The following is an 18,137-nucleotide window of genomic DNA, read 5'->3' as shown; positions in this document are numbered from 1 at the left end:
CACAGGACCGGGACGGCCGTCTATCCGGAGCGTTCACGCCTGTTCGTCGCTCGGGATCAGGCTCGCGGTCAGCACTCCGAACTGCCTGCCGCCGTTCAGGTCGGGTTCGGTCGCGATGAGCGCGAACGCGCCGACGATCTCGAGTACCCGGAAAGCTTGCTGACCGTCGGGGACAAGCCGCACTCTGTCACCGACACGTACACCCATACCGCACACCATATTCTCCCCGCCGGTCCGGAGAATAGTGATCCTGCGCTGCTGCGACGTAAGCCACTGGAGTTCTTGGGAGCTGCACCGGGCGCAGGAGCCGTTGCTGCTCATCCGATCGAGCCGCAACCTCGCCCGTGACCCGGTCCTGGATCTATCAGCCGTCGGCGTCGGCAAACCGGAACTGCGTCGGCGAAGCGTTCGCCTGGTATGAAGCACCCGCCGCGCCTGGCCGTGCGGCGGAGCGGTCAACCGGTGAAATCCCCCCATTGCCGGCCCGCGGCCGCGCAGCACCGTGGACTCGGCCCCCAGCCACAGTGACACCGGGCCCGCCCAGACCGCCGCGGCAGCGCCTGCTGTGCGAGCAACGCCGCACGCAACCTGGGCAATGCGGGCTTGCCGAAGATCTTCGCAGGAACGATGAAACGCAACATCGGCCGGAAAAGCGAACGAGACGCACACCGCCCGCGTAGGAGCCGCGAAAAGCAGGCTCGACCAGGCCGAGCGCGCGGTGCGCGAGGAACAGAAGATCGTGCTGGAACTACCCGGCCCCGGCGTTCCGGCCGGTCGAACGGTCTTCGCCGGTGAGCGCATCCGGTCCCGCTACCAGCAGCGGACGATCTTCACCGGCGTCGACCTGGTGATCCGAGGTCCCGAGAGAATCGCGGGGACCGGCCCGAGCGGCGTGGGGAAGTCGACGCTGCTGCGTATCTGCCCCGGGTCGACCGGCTGCGAGCGGTCACGCTCCCGCCACTTCGCTCGGTGCGCCCTCGGCGGTCGCGACCGTGGCCGCGGCAGCGCGCTCGGCCTCCTCGACGGTGCACCGGCCCAGGCCGCAGGCCGTCGCCACACCGTATGCGGTCCGGCCTGCGGCTGCTTCGAACAAAGCCAGGCTGCGGATACTGTCTCGCGCTCCCGCCGGCGACACGACCCCGGCGATCACGCGCCAGTCCGGGTGCAGCCGGCGCAACGGCCGGTAGAACGACGGGTCCAGCGGGGCCGGATGAGCACCGTAAGCGCAAGGGATGTGCGCGGGTGGGAGCGGCACGCCGCGAGCGCGCAGGTTTCCTGCGACGGCGTTCAACAGTTCCACCGCCGGCGCGAGATTACGCGGCGCGAGCAACTCTTTGTGCTGGTAGTCGCCGTAGCAGAGATGCAGGACGGTCTGTGCGCCGATGCCGTGCGCCCGCTCGAGGAAGCCGGCCAACTGCCGCGCGACCAGCAGGCCGACCGGAGCCCGCACCCCGAGTCGCGCCGCCTTCACGAGTGCGAGCTGAGCGATCGGCGACTCCACCTGCCAGGTGATCACGTCGCCGTGATCCGCGACGGCCTGGGCCATCTCGGCCAGCACGGCCTCGACGAAAACCGGCAGGTTGCGCAGCGCGGGAGTGACCGCAGGGAAGTGGCGCAGCGCGCGGCCGAGTGGAAGGCCGTCGGCCACCGCGGCGCCGCCGAACACGAACAGCGCCAGGTCGAGCGGATTGGGTTGACTGATCTGCAATCTCGTTTCGGCGAGTTCCGGATGCCGATCCCGCAGCGCGCGAAACGCGGTGACGGCCGCGCCGATGCGGTCTACGCGGTCCATCGCCACGTGGCGAGGTTCGAGGACGGCGCCCCGGCGTAGGCCGTAGACGCGCATGTCGGCGTAGTCGGCGAAGTCACCACTGCGCACCACTTCGAAGACGTCGTCGTGTTCGTCCCGCGCGCGCAGGTACTCCACGACCCAGGTGGGATCCAGATCCCGCGGTACACCGGTGAGCCGGTGGCCTCGGCTGCGCCGTACGAACCATTCCAGCACGTCACGGTCATCGGTCGTCAATGCCGGGGGCAAGCTGCCCACGAAGTGCACCAGTCGCGTCATCGCCTGTCCAACACGTAGTTTTCCGCACGGACCAGGCGTTCATCCCGCTCGAAGCCCGATCCGGCCACTGCCGAGCAGGATAGGCCGATCGATAGCCAGGAGTTCGCCACTACTGGGAACGTCGCGACGCCCCGCCGCAGTGGCCGTGCGCGGTGTGATCGGGACCGCCGCTGCGGCCGGTGTGGACGTGGGTCACCGCGGCAGCACCGGCCAGTTCAGCTCCGTGCGCAGTTCCGCGGGGTCCATGTCCGGCGCGGGCCGGGTGAGGTAGACCTCCCATCGCAGCGCCCCCGGCGTGAGCTCCTGCTCGGCGATCCAAGACCGCAGGTTCTCCCAGGCGGCGGACAATCCGTCGAATCCCCCGGCATGCACCGTCCTGGCCACGCGGCCCGCGGGCAGACAACCGGCCGTGACGTCGCGCTCCGGGCGCACGGCCCGATCGACCGGGAACCCGACCTCCAGATCCAGCTCGGCGGCCGACTCCACGCGGTACAAGCAGAACGCCGGACCCGTGATCGTCGCGCCCTGCCCCGCGACGACCTGCGGCAGCGTCCGGAAGGATCGATCGAAGAAGTCCCGTATCTCAGCCGGTGCGACGCGACGGCGAACAGCGGCCGTCGCGACCTCGGGGACGTCGGGCAACTCGGGAACGGCCGTCCAGGCAGCACGGTCGTCGGTCATGATTCTCCTCGGATCAGGTCGGGAATACTCCACAACCAACGACGCCGCGGCTTGCCAGAAATCATCGGTGACTGGTTCAGAAATCTGAACCAGTCGGAAAAAGGCAATGCCGAGGGTTCGCTACACTGCGACAGTGGCAGAGGTGACATCGCCGGTCGGGCAGCGGGCTTCGCGGGGGCGGATCGACAAGCGGCAGGCGATACTCGACGCGGCGTTCGTGGTGTTCGCGCGCCGGGGCTACGCGCAGGCATGCGTGCAGGAGATCGCCGAGGAGGCCGGCGTCGCCAAACCGACGATCTACAACCACCTCAACGACAAGGAGACGTTGTTCCGGCACGCGCTGACGGCCGCGGGCGATGCGGTGCTGGCCGAGAATCTCTCCGTGGTGGACCGGTTGCGCAATCCGGACCCCGATTTGCGCGCCACCCTGGAAGACGTGGCCTACCGGCTGATCCGGGTGTGCTGCGCGGAGCGGTCCCGATCGCTGCGATGGCTGACCTACGGCCAGGTCGCGCAATTCCCCGACTTGATCGACATCGTCGTCAGCCGCACATCCGACCGACTGGCCGAAGCACTCGCCGACCGGCTGGCGCGCCTGTCGCTGTCCGGCCGCCTGCGCGCGTGCGATCCGGCGACCGCGGCGGAACAGTTCCTCGTGCTGATCACCGGTCCGATGGAGGGCCGCTCGCGACTGGGCACCCGCAAGATCTCCACCGCCGAGATGCACGCAGTGGCCACGGCGGCGGTCGACACCTTCCTGCGCGCCTACGAAGCGCCGGAAACTCACTGAGCCCCATCTCTACGCCCGAGATGTGAGCACCGCACCGCGGAATCCCGTCCGCGCAGCCGACGAAATTCGACCACCACCTGTCGCCGTTGGCGACCTTCCGAACGAGGACCGAGCGCGCCTCTCGGCATAAGGTACCGACTCGAAGCCCCTCACACATGCCGCGGGATCACGCCGTGGTGTCCCATCCACCGACACCGCGCCATTCCATTCCGCGCAGGTCACGAGGCCGGGCAAATCAACCGCGCCGCAACATGATCCGCTACTGCGGACCGTCGCCCGGAGTTGGCCGGAGTGCAGACCGGTCCACCGGCAGGGTAACTCTGGATGAACGGCTCGTGCGACACGAGCGTCCCCCGTATCCTGAATCCGTAGGGAAAGAGGGGTGATGACCGTACGACTCAGCTCATCGCCGCCTACCCCAGACCCCCCACCTTCCCAGCCATGGCTGCAATGAGCTGGCGAAAATCACTCCCCCGCAACGGCTTCCACACACGACGCGATGTCGGCACCCTTCGACCTCGCCGTTCTCGCCGCCCGCCCGCGGCCAGCCGGAACCGTCTCATGCGGGTATTTTGGCAACCCTTTAGCAATCTCGCCGCCGATAGTCTTGCAGTTGCCAAATAGCTTGCGACTATTGAGCTTTCGCTATGAATTGCTACAATCGGACCGTGCACCGTTAGCATAGCTAATCAGCGGCAATATTTTTCCGGGCGCGTCGAAGACCGCGGCTCGCCCCGGGGGTTCTTCCGTCGCTGAAGCGGGCGCACCATCCTTGTCGGCAGTTCCAGGGAGTTCGCTATGGACAATCCGCACGTTCTGGTCATCGGCGGCGGCCCAGCCGGGTCGACCACCGCAGCCCTGCTCGCCAAATCCGGGGTCCGGGTGACCCTCCTGGAACGAGATAAGTTCCCGCGCTACCACATCGGCGAAAGCCTCTTGGCATCGGTTCTGTCGACCCTGCGTCTCTCCGGCGCCTACGACGCGGTGGCCGCGCACGGCTTCCAGGTCAAACGGGGCGGCCACTTCCAGTGGCAGAACGACGACTGGCTGCTGGACTGGTCCAAGCTGGTGGACGCGGAAGCCTGGTCCTGGCAGGTGCAACGCGACGTCTTCGACGAACTGCTGCTCCGCAACGCCGCCGAGCAGGGCGCGCAGGTGATCGAGCAGGCCACGGTGACCAACGTCCTGTTCGAGGGCGACCGGCCCACGGCCGTCGAATGGACCGTCGACGGTGACGACGGGACGCGCACCACCGAGTTCGATTTCCTCGTCGACGCCTCGGGGCGGGCCGGCGTACTCGCCAAACACCAGGTCATCGATCGCCAGCAGCACCCGGCTTTCCGCAACGTGGCCGTCTGGTCGTATTGGGAAGGCGCACAACTACATCCGGACAGTCCGGAAGGTGCGATCAATGTGGTGTCCACGCCCGAGGGCGGCTGGTTCTGGAACATTCCGCTCTCGGACGGCCGCCACAGCGTCGGCTACGTCGTCTCCGCGCGCAAGGCCGCTCCGAAGCTTCGGGAACAAGGTCGAGAGGCGTACTACCTGGAGACCATCGGCGACATTCCGGCGATGGGCAAGCTGCTCGCCGGTGCGCGACGGGTCGCGGAGGTCAAGGCGGAGCAGGACTACTCCTACAGCTCCGATCGGTTCTGCGGCCCCGGCTGGGTCGTCGTCGGCGACGCGGCGTGCTTCCTCGATCCGCTGTTGTCCAGCGGCGTGCATCTGGCGACGTACTCGGGCCTGGTCGCCGCGGCGGCGATCGCGACGATCCTGCGCGGCGAACTGAGCGAGTCCGACGCCCTCGGCTTCTACGAGCACGCCTATCGCCGGGCCTATACGCGATTCCTGGTCCTGGTTTCGCGCATGTACGAGCAGTACGTCGGCTCGGAGGAATACTTCGCGCACGCGGGCACCCTGACGACCGGGCACAGCGGCGACACCAAGCAGGCTCAGTTCACCGAGATCATGGCGGGTCTCACCGACATGGACGAGTCCTCGGGAGCACAGGCGCGCACCGCGACCGAGACCATCATCTCCGCGGCCGAACGCCTGCACGCGGAGTCGGCGAATCTCGAATACATGGGTCACCTGGACATGTCCGTCGTGTGGGACCACTGGCGTGATCCTCTGGCGGACACCACGACCGAACAGTTGCGGATCACGACCGAGCCGGTCCTCGGGCTGACCGGCCGGCCCCGGACGGACGAGGAAGTCGCAGCCGTGGCTCGCCCCGTCCTTCCCCCGACGGCGGCCGGCGCCACCACCTCCTAGCACCGGTACCCAACGGGTTTCCCGTGACAGCCACCGCTCGGAGCCGGTCGTGACGATTACGCACACCGGCCCCGAGCCACCGGGTGATTGCTCGCCCGGTGGCTCGGGTTTCCCGAATCACGACGCAATCGGCCGGTTCGGCCATCCCTTGACCAGAGCGCTGCTGGCGAGCGACGGATTCACCACGCCCGCGCTCGCGGCAATTCTGGGCACCGACTTGACGGTGCGGGTACTGCGCCAAGACGATATCGCCGCGGCCCGGCTGCCGGACATCGTCACCGACGTCTTGCGCGTGTCCGGTACCGATCGCCTCATCGTCCGACGCTCGTGCCTGGTCAACGCCGACTTGGTCACCGCATCCGTCAACTATGTCGTCGCCGTGCGTGCGGGCGCGGCCGCTTCCGGCGTGGACGATGTGCGCGTACCGATCGGATCGGGCCTGATCTCCCGCGGAGTGTCCCAGCGACGGCGGCTGCTGCGGACCGGGGTGATCAGATGGCCCGACGGTCGCCTGTGCGCCACGCGGTCCTACGTCATGCTGCTCGGCGATCGACCGGTCTGCTACATCCGCGAATCGTTCAATCCCGACGTCATCCCGCCCGAGTACGCCGCTGCGCCCGGCGACGATCCGCCGTGGTCGGACGAACCGGAACCCACGTGGGCGAAATCGCTCGATGTGCCGGGAGAGGTCTTCGCGGCGCACGAGCCCGGGGTCGGTGAGCAGCGGCGCGAGCTATCCGCACCACTGCTCGACCGCGTCCGGCGTTCGAGGCTTCTGCCCGCACCGGTCCATCCGGCCGAATGCGCCGCGCTGACAGCCGCTTTGGCGAAGGCGGCGCGCGGAGAGGGTTTCGCGCTGCACCTCGGTGGCCGGGACGACACCGCGTGCGGCGGCGAAACCCGGACGGTCGCCACCCACCGGGCGCTGATGTATGCCACGGCCGCGGTCATGGCGCACGGACTGGGCGCAGCGACCGTCACCATCGAGCGAGCGCCCAAGCGGCACCCCGGATCCTCGCGCGCCGCCGCGATGCTCGCCGAGTGGCCGGGCGACCGCCTGCCCATCACACTATGCGTGACCATGCTCCGCCAAGCGGCGGATCGGTGCCCTGACCCGATGCGTCGCGATCTGCTCCGGGCGGTCGGCGGGCTGCTGCCCGCCGCCGCGACGACGCCACCAGGGGCACACGAACTGCACACTTCGCTGACGCCCCCGCGTATCTCGCGGGAGCCGTACGAGCCGTTCGAGGCCGCGCCGACCCGGCAGGCCCCGCACGGGGAATGGTGGGACCGTTCGGCGCACATGTTGTGGATCGGCGACCACACCGGTAACCGTGCGCGCGACCGGATGCGTTCGGCCGCACGTGTCGGCAACCCGGTCGCGGTGGCGCTCGGTCCGGCGGCCACACCGTACGACATCGAGTTGCTGTGCCGAGCGCTGAACCCGCGGAAGCAGCCGGGCAAGCTCACTCTCGTCCCGAGGCTCGGCGTCGCAGGGACCCTCGACACACTTCCCGCGTTGTTCGCCGCGGCCGCGGCGTGCGAGACCCCGGTCTGCTGGATGTGCGATCCGATGCCCGCGACCCCCCGAACACGGCTCGGCCACGTGCCGTTTTTCCGTATCGATGACGTCATCGACGGAATCCGCGCGTTCTTCCGAACTTGCCGGGCCACCGGAACCGTTCCCGGTGGCCTCCATCTCGAGTGCTCAGCCGACGTCGTCGAGCCATGGGCCGAAAGGAACGCGGGCAAGCAGGTCACGGATCACCCGAATCGCCGCTCCCCCGGGCTGGATCCCGTACAGACACTGCACTGTGTTGCCGCCGCGCTCGAGCAGCGGGGCATCTGAGCCGGCTCGACCCCGCTGCACACCTGTTCCGCGCCGGTCACATCGCCTCGGTCGCGCAGCAGATACCCGAGACGGTGCGCCGCCTGAGCACAACGCGCACAGCGGCGCGGCGAAACAGTTCGGTACCGACGCCCGGGTGGAGGGGAACAACGCCGGTACCGGGAAGCCACCGGACGCCCGAATGTCGCCAACAGCGGGAAATCGATTTCGAAACCAGCGCTATATCATCACCCGGATCCCGCTCGCACAGGTAAGTAACTCTGCTGCGCGGGCATCCAGGCGAACCGCACATCGCGGGCCGGTCCATCGCGCAGCGCGGCCAACCACTTCCGGCGTCGAGACCACTTCGGAAAACGATCAGAACAGGCGGTAAGTTAGCACCAGTGGATCGCTTCGAGCCAGGGATATGCGGGAAGAGCACCTCGCCTATCACAAGGGCTGCGGTCGCGGCTACTCGGCGAATTGCGCGGCACGCGCCGTTCTGGTCGCACTCCGGGATGCGCTATGTAACTCAGGAATAATTGCGGTTCACTTGTTGTGGGTCATCAATTCGTGTGATTCGCGATCGAACCGCTACGCTTCCGTTATTCTTCGGACGGGTACAGGTGAGGTGCCGCCCGGGTCGGGCGGGCCGTGTCAGAGGTAGGCATTTTCTAGCCGTGAGCAAGTGGTCTGAGCTACGCGAATCCGCTGTGGGAGTGATCCGCCCGAGCCGGCGTGACGTCCGTGGCCGAGTGAGTGTCCGGGTGCGGCTGCTGGCGATCGTGTTGATATCGAGCGTCACGCTGCTCACGATCGGTGTGGGCGCGGCGGGTTACCTGGTGCGCTCCGCGCAGGCGGCGAAGGAATGGGCGGAGCTGGCCAGCAGCACGACGGTACCGGCCATCCTCATGGTGCAGTCGTTCGAGGAGGAGCGCCGCCTGTCGCTGTTGTATCTGGCCGGCGACACCGAAGTCGCCCGCGGGCTCGCCGCCGCGCGCCAACGCTCGGACGCGGCGCTCGCGGCGGTCATCGCCAAAGGCGACGCCGCTCGCAAGCTGAACCCCGGCGGGTCCGCCTCCGAGATCGAGGGCTACAACAAGCTGTTCGCGCTGGTGCCGACGCTGCGCGGCGGGGTAGACGCACGGCAGGCCGCGCCGAACGAGGTGTTCGGCGCGTTCAGCCAGATCATCGGCACGATCATCGCCGCGTCGACGCTCGCCGCCCGGGTGGCGCCGGAAGCCGACATCGCCATGGAACTGAGCTACGGCGTGGAGCCGCTGCGCGCGGCGGAAGCGTTGTCGATGGCGGACACGTTGGGCGCGGTGGCGCTGACCGTCGAGGAGCACACGCCCGCGCAACTGACCGAATTCAGCCGCTTGGTCGGGGAATTCCGCAGTCAGGTCGCCTACTCCGCCCGAGTGTTGAAGGGCACCCGCCTCGCCCAGCTCCAGGAGATCACCGGCGGACCGGCCTACCAGAAGGTGATCGCGATGCAGGACGCGGTGCTGCTGCGGGGGCCGGTGGAAGCGGGCAGCGACTCCGACGAGTCCGGTAGAACCCAGAGCGACCGCGCGACCTCGCGCACCACACCGTTGCCCATGAACGTCGCGGCTTGGCAGGAGGCTTCCGGTCAGGTCGGTTCGGCCCTGCTGAAACTGTGGGACGACCAGAGTCACGACGCGCACGCCATCGCTCGCGAGCGCGGCGACGAGACCGCACGGCACTCCATGCTCGGCGGCGCGGCGGTCCTGCTGGTCACGACGCTCGCGTTCGTCGCGGCGCTGGTGCTGGCCAATCGCTTCATCGCACGCATGCGGCGCTTGCGGAGCGACACACTGGAACTGGCCGACCAGCAGCTGCCCGAGCTCATGCAGAGACTCGAGCGCGGTGAAAGTCTCGACTCCGAGGCCGAAGTGGCGCGGCTCGATTTCGGTGCCGACGAATTGGGCGAGGTGGCCGACGCCTTCAACCGCGCCCATGTCGCGGCCGTATCGGCCGCGGTCGCGGAGGCGAAGACCCGCGCGGGCGTCAACGCGGTGTTCCTCAACATCGCGCATCGCAGCCAGGTCGTGGTGCACCGTCAGCTCGCCCTGCTCGACCAGGCCGAACGCCAGGAGGAGAACGCCGACCAGCTCGAACTGCTGTTCCAGCTCGACCATCTGGCGACCAGGGCCCGGCGCAACGCCGAGAACCTCATCATCCTCGGTGGCGAGAAGCCGGGCCGGCGCTGGCGCAAGCCGGTGCCGCTGCTGGACCTGGTCCGCGCCGCCGTCGCGGAAAGTCTCGACTACGCCAGGATCCAGACCGGCAGGCTGCCGGAGGCCCAGGTATCGAGCAACGCGGTAGCCGACGTGATCCACTTGCTGGCCGAACTGATGGACAACGCGACAGCCTTCTCGCCCCCGCAGGCGCGGGTCGAGGTGACCGGCGTCGTGGTGGGGCGCGGTGTGGCGATCGAGATCATCGACCAGGGTCTCGGCATGTCGGAGGCCGACTTCGCCGCGCGGAACGAAATGCTGGCCAATCCACCCGATTTCAGTGTGGTGACCTTGTCCAGCGATACCAGGCTGGGATTGTTCGTGGTCGCGAAACTGGCTCACCGCCACGGTGTCTCGGTGCGTCTGGGGGAATCCGTCTACGGCGGTGTCCGGGCGGTGGTGCTGATTCCGAGCGCGCTGCTGCAATCGGAGACGCCCTCACGCGAGCAGAACGACGCCGATCGTCTCGAATCCGCGCAGGCACCGGTGCCCGACAGCACACCGTCTCGACCTGTGCCGACGACGGGACGGTCGGCGTGGTTCACCTCCCCCGCCGAGCAATCCCCGGCACCGATTCCGAACAACGACACCCGCGGATTCGATATGGGCTCCGCACCGCATCCCGGTCCGGCTTCCGATGCCCGGCCGCCGTTGCCCCGCCGCCGCCGCCGATCTGCCGAGGACCAGACGGAGACGGCGCAGCCCGCCGCGGCTCCGGTGCGGCAGCGGACCGCCGATGAAGCACGCAATCTGATGAGTGCCATCGAGAACGGGACCCGCCAGGGGCGCCGGAAGCGTCCCGACCTCGACTAGTCCGCAATTCCCCCACCCACGTTCGGAAGGCGACGATGACTACTTCCCAGGGAACCGGCATCGGTTGGCTGCTCGACGAGCTGGTCACCGGACTGGTCGGAGCCCAGTCCGCGGTGCTGCTGTCCTCGGACGGGCTGATGATCGGTCATTCGGCCCGGTTGGACAAGGCCGACGCCGAGCGGTTCTGCGCGATGGCATCGGCTCTGCACAGTCTGTCCCGCAGTGTGGGCCACCATTTCGACGCGGGCGGGGTCTGTCAGACCGTGGTGGAACTCGACCGCGCGGTGCTGTTCGTCACCACGGCCGGCGCCAACGCGTGTCTGGCGCTGCTGGCGTCGGAGACCGCCGACATGGGTATGGTGGCCTACGAGATGAACCAGACGGTGCAACGAGTCGGAACACACCTGTCGGTCGACACGCGTCCGCAGCCTTCGACACAACCATGAGTGATCAGCACGATTCCTGGTACGAGGAGGACGCCGGACCATTGGTCCGGCTCTTCGCCATCACCCGCGGCCGGGGTCGTGCGGTGCGCCGGGAACTCGAGCTGATCACCCTGGTGGTCGACGCAGCGCCCGGAACCGCGCTGCGGCGTACCGAACCGGAATACGCGGCAATCATCGAATTGTGCCGCACTCCGCAGTCGGTGGCCGAAGTGTCCGCGCGCCTGCGCCTGCCGCTGACGATGACGAAAGTCCTCATCGGCGACCTGCTCGACGACGGCAGGCTCATCATCCGGTCGGCCCAGCCGCCGACCGGTCCCGAATCGGATCTGGGCCTGCTGCGCGCGGTACTCGACGGCATCCGCGCGCTCTGATCGTCCGTTACCGCTCAGACCACTTGCGCCGCGAGCCGTTTCGCGTTCATGTAGGCGATCGCCTCGATCGAGACCATCGGGTTGACGCCCGAGGAGGTGGGGAAGCAGGAGGCGTCCGCGACGACGATGTTCGCCGCCTCCCAGGTGGCGCCGTCCGGGTTGGTGGCCGAGGTGTCCGGGGAGCCGCCCATCCGGGCCGAGCCCATGATGTGCAGCGCGCCGAGGGAGCATTGTCCCGGGCCGTATCCGGCGGCCCGGCACGCGGCGGCGAACTCGGCGTGCGAGCCGCGCCGTCCCGGCTCATAGGAGACGCCGGCCTGGTGCCCGGAGAAGATGCGCTGTGCGCCCGCGGCCTCCAGAATGCTCGCCGCACCTTCGATCCCGGTGTGCAGATGAGCGGCGTCGTAGTCGGACAACCGGTAGTCGACGATCGGCTCACCGCTGCGGTCGACCGACACCCTCCCAGAATCACGATCGCGCGTGATGATGCCGATCGCGTTCGACCGCGCGAAGTCGAGCATGGCGGCGCGATGATTCGCGGCGCCGCGCCAGCTCATGAATCCGGTGGCGAGCCCGGGATGGATCGGACCGGTCTCGTAGATGACGCCGTAGCCGTTGCCGTCCAAGTCGCTGTGCTCGCGGCAGATCCGGGTCTGCAATCCGCCCTCCCACGGCCGGATCTCCTCCTCGAACACACCGAACACCGCGGCGGCCGGGTGCAGGCGCAGATGGCGGCCGATGTTGTCGTTGCGCAATCCCGAGCGCCGCAGCAACGCCGGCGTCTGGATCGCGCCGGCTGCCACCACCACCGCACGAGCGCGCACCTCGATCTCCACGCCGTCGGAGGTGACGGCCGAAACACCCTGCGCCCGGCCGCCTTGCACGGTGATCCGCCGCACGTCGGCGTCCACGACCAGCCGCGCGCCCCGCTCGGCCGCGTCGGCGAGCCAGGTCTTGGTCACCGACTGTTTGGCGCCCAGCCGGCAGCCGTAGCCGCATCGGCCGCACTCCACACCGGCATCGCAGGCGTCGGTGACGTTGCGCGGCAACGTGTCCACTTCCCAGCCCAGCGCTGTGGCGCCGCGCTCCAGCACGCCGTCGCGCGCCGACAACACCGACCGCCGCTCGGTGACGCCGAGCCGCCGCTGCACCACCCCGAGGGCTTCGTCGAACTCCGTCTCGGCGAACTGGGCGGCGCCCAGCCCGGCCCACTCCGCGCGGACGCCGGGCGGCGTCGGCAACGACGTGCTCCAGTTCACGACCGTCCCGCCGCCCAGGCACGTGCCCGCGACGAGGGTGATCTGACCTTCACTGGAGCCGGGCGGGCCCGGCGCGTACAGGTGCTGCAGCCCGCCGAGCTCGCCGGTGCCGAAATCACGATCGTCGTAGTAGTTTCCGCGTTCCAGGACGACGACGTCGAGACCCGCTTCGGCCAGGACCGCGGCCGCGACACCGCCGCCTGCGCCGGAGCCGACGACCACGACGTCACACCGGAGTTCGGTGGTCTCGCGGTAGCGCAGCGGGGTCAGCGCGGGCGCGGGCGCCGTCTGCAGCGGCCCGTCCGGCGCCGGATACCCCATCTCCTTCCACAGCGGATTGGTGCCCGACGGCCCGGGGGTGATGTTGTAGGACAACAGCGACGCTTGCTTGAGCGCCTGGAAGATCACCCGCACCGCCTCGAAGCGGGAATCGGCCAACCGCAGCAACGCCCGTTCCCGTTCCTCTTGCGAGAGGCGCGAGAAGCGCCGGGGACCGCTGCCGGTGAGCAAACCGGTCAGCCGGGAATCCCACAGATTCAGCAGCGTGGCCAGTTGCTTCTGCTCGGCCTCGCGGGGATTGCGTCCCAGCATCTGGAAGACGGTATCGACGGCGCCGAGCGCGCTCGCCGACGGTAGCGTCAACCCGTCGCCCGGGTTGAAGGTGTCGCAAATGCTGTTCATCGCCGCGCGTTGCTTGGCCGTTGGTTCCATCTCGAACAGGTCCCTTCGTGTCGCCAGTGAGTTCTATCACAAGAGATGAACAACCACTAACTAAAGACGTGTTTCACCAGACTGAAAGCGGATTTGGCAGAAGAATGTGTGGACACTTAGCGCTCACCTTTCGACGTGGGCAGCGCCTCCGGCACAGCTCGCTCATGCCGGAATGACCACAGCCGCCGCATGCCCCACCGCCAGAAACGCGTGGACGACGGAGACGAGCGCACCACCGAGCCGGGCCGTCGGATCCTCGCCGCCGCGCGGCCGCGACAGCGAGCACCGGGTGAACGTCCGCTCGGCGTGCACCGCCAGACGCAGCAGTTCGGCGCGATACGACCCGAGCAGCGGCTGGTCGCAGGCAGTCAGCGCCGCGGCGGTGAGGTGTGCGCAGCGACCGATCGTCACCACGATTTCCAGCACCTCGTCCGGCACCGCCGTGACGACGCAGGCGTCCGCCGCGGCCGCCCGCGTCCGCTCGACGAGGCGGCCGAGGGCACGCCCGAGTTCGGTCAGGGGCGCGTGATCGGCGGCCAGAAGCTCGGACGCCAGAGCAGTGGACAGGTTGCCGATGACCACGCCGAGCGCGTCCTCTACGCGGTGCAGCCGATCGAGAATCCCGGGCACATCGACCGGGGAGCATCCGAGATCCGCCAGTACCGTCGCGGCCTCGACCAGCGTCGCGGCCGCCGCACGGAAATAGATTCCGGTAGTCGCGCTCGCCGGTAGCGTGCCCATGCCCACTGCTCGGATAGTGACCCTCGATCAGCCGCCATCGCCTGCCCACGCCAACCGGACAGTTCCGGCCGGATGGCGTCGACAGACGTGCGCCGTTCCGGACAGCAATCGGTCCGTACCACAACGCTTGATACCGGGCCCCGCTTCGGACGACGGCGGCGAGTCGCTCCATCCGCGGTCGCGCGTCTCCGGCGCCACCTGCCGCGACCGCCGATCCGGTAGCCCGCCGGTCTCTTCGATGAATCGGCCGCGCAAGCGCGATGATGGAGCGAAGCCGATCACCACCGAGAGGACCGACGGATGCACCGTCTGACGCGCTGCCTGATCGCGGTGGTCGTCCTGCTGGGCGCCGCCGGGTGCGGGAACTCCGAACACGAAGTGCCGCATGATCGAGGGGAAGTCGTATCGACCACGCCGCTGATGGGGCTGGCAGTCGAGGAGACCGCGACGCTTCTGGGCAACGGCGGAATCCATACCCCCGTCCGCAACGGTGTCGACGCCCTCCGCATCGAATACCGGACGATCACCCCGCAGGGCGAACCGACCACCGCGACCGGCCTGGTGGTTCTGCCGCGCACCGACTCCCGGCGGCTGCGCCTGGTCAGCTACGAGCACGGGACCATGACGCTCAGAAGCGACGCTCCCTCGGTCGACACGCGCAACCTCCCCGAACGGCTACGGACGGTCGCCTTCGCGGCCGCGGGCTACGCGGCGACCGCACCGGACTACTTGGGTCTCGGCAACGGTCCGGGGCCGCATCCCTACACCCACGCGCCCTCGGAGATCAGCGCGTCGGCCGACCTCTTGCGCGCGGCCGGTGCGCTGGCGCTCCGACAGGGCCGGGAGCTGGACCCGAACGTGCTGGTGACCGGCTTCTCCCAGGGCGGCCACGCGGCAATGGCCCTCGGCAAGGCACTGCACGCCGGGACGATCCCGGGCTTCGGTGTCGCTGCCCTTGCCCCGATCAGCGGGCCCTACGACCTCCAGCGCGTCCAGGCGCCCGCCGCACTCGACGGACGGATCGTTCCCGGCGCCGCGGTGCTGTTCCTCGCCTACTGGATCACCTCGATGAACCGGATCCACCACCTCTACGACGATCCGGCGGAAGCCTTCCAGCTGCCCTATGCCGACAAGGTCGAAGAACTCTTCGACGGCTTCCACAGCGAGATCACCATCGTGACCTCGCTGGCCACCACCCCCGCGCAACTGCTGACCCCGCAATTTCTCCAGTTGACCACCGAGCCGAGCGGCGCCGCCGCGAAGGCCGTCGCCGAGAGCGACGGTACCTGCGACTGGACTCCGCGGGTGCCCGTCCACCTCTACGCTTCCCGCGGCGATCGCGCGGTCCCGTATCCCAATGCCGAACACTGCCTGCGAGCTCTCGGCAGCGGCAATGCCACGCTGAGCGACTTGGGCGACCTCGACCACGGCGGAACCGCGCGGGCCGCACTGCCCGAGATTCTCGGCTGGTTCCAGCAGCAGTTCCCGCCGAGCTGACCGGCGGGCCCGACGCCCTCCCGTGCTCAGCGCGAAGGGGCCGGCTGGGTTTTCGCCGCGACGGGCGAGTCACTCTCCGCCACGGCGATCCGGATGTCGAGGTGCGCGATCTGGCCGGAGGCGTCGAACTCGGCCTCCCCCGCGAGACCGTCGCCGCCGAATTCCAGCCACCGGTAGTCGTCGAGGAATTCGGTGACAAGCCCCCGCCGCGTCAGGTAGCTGTGCACGGCACGCCGATGATCGGTCAGCGGCAGCGCCCCGAATCCATAGGCCAGGACGCGAGCGAGGCCCGACGCGGTGGGCGCGGGCAGCTCGAACGCCGGGTGGTCGACGAGAAACGCGACGCACGCGCCGTCGATGATCCCGCAGTAGGAGTTCCAGCGCCCACATACGATTTTCGCGGCATCCGCCATCAAGCCGGCCACCTGATACGGCTCCGGCGCCGCGCCCCCGTGCACCACGGGCAGTTCGGCCGAACACAATTCGGCCACGCCGTACCGCAACCCGAACCGGCGCACTGTCTCGGCGGCACGCAGCAACGACGGCGGGTAATCCCACGGATTGACCCATCCCCACAGCCACGTCTCCGCGTCGGCGGTGCCGAGCAGGTGGACGTCGGTGCACACGAAGGAGCGCTCGTCGCCGAGGAATTCGAGCCGGCGTCCTTCCAGGTCGACCTCCCACACGTGTGCGCCGAGCACCTCTTCGAGGTGCAGCCGGTGTTCGAGCGACAACAAGCCCGCGTCATCGAGAAGTCTCGTCAGTGGCACGGATTGGGACACCGCGTCAGCGTAGTCAACGTCCAGCCACCGCTCCGCTTCCGCTCGGACTTCCGAGACGAGCGGGTCATCCTGGACGTGGCGATACCGCGCCTACGGCCGGCTGCCTGCCGGACCACGGGTGCGGAAGGAAACCATCGACGAACAGCTGCATGGAGCCGCACCGATCACACCGATCGACATGCTGCTGCACGAGCTGCCGGCCCAGCTCGCCGGAGTGATCAGCATGAAGCCCGGCATACCGCGCCCGAACGATCCTCTTCCACTGTGACGCAGCACTTTGGAGTTGGCACCGGGCGGAAACCGGTGCTCGATACAGCTACCGAGGTCATGGTCGTGACCGGAACCAGCTAGTGGGCGGGGCATCGGTGCTCCCGGAAGCAGTTGGCACCGAGGGAGCATCGCAAATGTCTGGTAGAGGGAATTCGACCGAGCGGCCTACCGATATCGCGCGGCCCGAGACACGAACGAGATCGGGTGCTACATCGGCATTCCGGTGCCGGACGGCCTCGTCGCATTCGTCACACGGAATCTGAAGCCCGATGCGCCTCAGGAGCCTTGTGTTGCGGCGCGGCGTCTCAGCGGTGCTCTGGTCGGGTATCTGCCCCGAGCGCGTCGCGAGCGCCGGCTCGAGTCCTGCGCGTAGCTGCCTCGTAGCGTGCGGCGATTCTGGTGACGGCGGCTGCGAGTTCCGGCGCCTGTTCGACGTCGAGGTGGAAGTCGAGGTCCATCGCGGCGAGGTACGCCGCGAGCAGTTGCGGGCTTTGAGCTCCGGCTTCCAGCGCGCTGCTGTGTGCGTCGATCGGTTCGACGGTCCAGATGCCGGTGGGGATACGGGCTGCGACCGTGTCGGCGGACGCGTGAACGGTGACTCGCGCGGTGTAGCTCCACAGTGCCGCCATCCGCCCGCGGGTCACGAAGGTCACCGGATCCGGTCCGGGAAGTTCTCTGGTCGCGAAGCCGGGCCCGGTCGGTGTCTTCGGGTCGATGCGATCGACGCGATAGCTGCGCCAATCCTGGCGATCGAGGTCGTAGCCGACGAGATACCAGCGTCCGCTGCTGTGCACCATCCGGTGTGGTTCGACTCGACGACAACTGGTCTTCGCGTGCCGATCGGAGTAGTCGAATCGGAGTATCTCGGTGCGCTCGATCGCCGTGGCGACAGCCCGGAAAACGTCGGTGTCCACCAGGTTGCCTGCATCGAGTACCGGTTCGGTCGCCGCCTGCACCGTGTGCAGCCGGTGACGCAGCCGCGGCGGGAGCAGTTGTTCCAGTTTGGCGGCGGCCCGGGCGGCGGCGTCACCGATACCGACCACGCCCGCGCGCGCCGCGGTGCGTAGAGCCACCGCGACCGCCACGGCCTCGTCGTCCTCGAATCGGACGGGCGGCAACGTGGCACCGGCCCGGAGCCGGTACCCGCCGGCCACGCCGGGCGTAGCGTCGATCTCATAGTCGAGCCGACGCAGCCGGGCGATATCGACACGGATCGTGCGGGTGTTCACGCCCAGACGAGTAGCCAACTCGACCCCGGTCCAGCAACGCCGGGTCTGCAGCAAACCGAGCAGCCGCAAAAGCCGGACACTGGTATCCACCATGCCGATCAGCCTCTCATCCATCG

Annotated in this window: 15 protein-coding genes; 8 read left to right on the top strand and 7 right to left on the bottom strand. The window is 68.5% G+C overall.

The window, feature by feature from the left end:
- Positions 1–33 precede the first annotated feature (33 nt).
- The 3 genes from ACWEKR_RS03905 to ACWEKR_RS03895 all read right to left on the bottom strand — a co-directional run bounded on the left by ACWEKR_RS03905 (position 34) and on the right by ACWEKR_RS03895 (position 2,749).
- Positions 34–207: a hypothetical protein gene (locus ACWEKR_RS03905; protein ID WP_159846831.1), complete on the bottom strand. Its 174-nt coding sequence runs from the start codon at positions 205–207 to the stop codon at positions 34–36.
- A 739-nt stretch (positions 208–946) separates the two neighbouring features.
- On the bottom strand, positions 947–2,068 hold the full coding sequence (locus ACWEKR_RS03900; protein ID WP_452353169.1) for a hypothetical protein: 1,122 nt from the start codon (positions 2,066–2,068) through the stop codon (positions 947–949).
- A 192-nt stretch (positions 2,069–2,260) separates the two neighbouring features.
- Complete coding sequence (locus ACWEKR_RS03895; protein WP_452353168.1) at positions 2,261–2,749, bottom strand: GyrI-like domain-containing protein; 489 nt, start codon at positions 2,747–2,749, stop codon at positions 2,261–2,263.
- Positions 2,750–2,882: 133 nt separating this feature from the next.
- Here ACWEKR_RS03895 and ACWEKR_RS03890 point away from each other — a divergent pair, with 133 nt between their 5' ends.
- The 6 genes from ACWEKR_RS03890 to ACWEKR_RS03865 all read left to right on the top strand — a co-directional run bounded on the left by ACWEKR_RS03890 (position 2,883) and on the right by ACWEKR_RS03865 (position 11,532).
- Positions 2,883–3,539, top strand: a complete 657-nt coding sequence (locus ACWEKR_RS03890) for a TetR/AcrR family transcriptional regulator (protein WP_452353167.1) — start codon at positions 2,883–2,885, stop codon at positions 3,537–3,539.
- 798 nt (positions 3,540–4,337) lie between these two features.
- Positions 4,338–5,813: an NAD(P)/FAD-dependent oxidoreductase gene (locus tag ACWEKR_RS03885; RefSeq protein WP_452353166.1), complete on the top strand. Its 1,476-nt coding sequence runs from the start codon at positions 4,338–4,340 to the stop codon at positions 5,811–5,813.
- A gap of 49 nt (positions 5,814–5,862) precedes the next feature.
- Positions 5,863–7,662: a 3-deoxy-7-phosphoheptulonate synthase gene (locus ACWEKR_RS03880; protein ID WP_452353165.1), complete on the top strand. Its 1,800-nt coding sequence runs from the start codon at positions 5,863–5,865 to the stop codon at positions 7,660–7,662.
- 659 nt (positions 7,663–8,321) lie between these two features.
- Complete coding sequence (locus tag ACWEKR_RS03875; RefSeq protein ID WP_452353164.1) at positions 8,322–10,715, top strand: nitrate- and nitrite sensing domain-containing protein; 2,394 nt, start codon at positions 8,322–8,324, stop codon at positions 10,713–10,715.
- A 35-nt stretch (positions 10,716–10,750) separates the two neighbouring features.
- On the top strand, positions 10,751–11,161 hold the full coding sequence (locus ACWEKR_RS03870; RefSeq protein WP_195089227.1) for a roadblock/LC7 domain-containing protein: 411 nt from the start codon (positions 10,751–10,753) through the stop codon (positions 11,159–11,161).
- Complete coding sequence (locus tag ACWEKR_RS03865) at positions 11,158–11,532, top strand: DUF742 domain-containing protein (RefSeq protein WP_452353163.1); 375 nt, start codon at positions 11,158–11,160, stop codon at positions 11,530–11,532. The genes ACWEKR_RS03870 and ACWEKR_RS03865 overlap by 4 nt, the downstream gene beginning before the upstream one ends.
- A 14-nt stretch (positions 11,533–11,546) precedes the next feature.
- Here ACWEKR_RS03865 and ACWEKR_RS03860 read toward each other — a convergent pair whose 3' ends face one another.
- On the bottom strand, positions 11,547–13,502 hold the full coding sequence (locus tag ACWEKR_RS03860) for a GMC family oxidoreductase (protein ID WP_452353162.1): 1,956 nt from the start codon (positions 13,500–13,502) through the stop codon (positions 11,547–11,549).
- 162 nt (positions 13,503–13,664) lie between these two features.
- Positions 13,665–14,243 carry a hypothetical protein gene (locus ACWEKR_RS03855; protein ID WP_452353161.1) on the bottom strand — a complete coding sequence of 193 codons (579 nt, stop codon included), beginning with the start codon at positions 14,241–14,243 and terminating at the stop codon, positions 13,665–13,667.
- A 300-nt stretch (positions 14,244–14,543) separates the two neighbouring features.
- Between ACWEKR_RS03855 and ACWEKR_RS03850 the strand changes: the two genes are divergently transcribed.
- Positions 14,544–15,740, top strand: a complete 1,197-nt coding sequence (locus ACWEKR_RS03850) for a hypothetical protein (RefSeq protein ID WP_452353160.1) — start codon at positions 14,544–14,546, stop codon at positions 15,738–15,740.
- A 26-nt stretch (positions 15,741–15,766) separates the two neighbouring features.
- On the opposite strand, the gene ACWEKR_RS03845 is transcribed toward ACWEKR_RS03850, so the two are convergent.
- A complete protein-coding gene (locus tag ACWEKR_RS03845; RefSeq protein ID WP_452353159.1) occupies positions 15,767–16,522 on the bottom strand; it encodes a DUF6882 domain-containing protein in 756 nt (251 codons plus the stop codon).
- A gap of 118 nt (positions 16,523–16,640) precedes the next feature.
- Here ACWEKR_RS03845 and ACWEKR_RS03840 point away from each other — a divergent pair, with 118 nt between their 5' ends.
- Complete coding sequence (locus ACWEKR_RS03840; RefSeq protein ID WP_452353158.1) at positions 16,641–16,790, top strand: hypothetical protein; 150 nt, start codon at positions 16,641–16,643, stop codon at positions 16,788–16,790.
- 307 nt (positions 16,791–17,097) lie between these two features.
- Here the strand turns inward: ACWEKR_RS03840 and ACWEKR_RS03835 are convergent, their stop codons facing one another.
- A complete protein-coding gene (locus tag ACWEKR_RS03835; protein ID WP_452353157.1) occupies positions 17,098–18,114 on the bottom strand; it encodes a helix-turn-helix transcriptional regulator in 1,017 nt (338 codons plus the stop codon).
- Positions 18,115–18,137 lie beyond the last annotated feature (23 nt).

It is taken from the genome of Nocardia sp. NPDC004573, from assembly GCF_053602135.1.
This window is presented reverse-complemented; position numbering and strand designations above follow the sequence as displayed.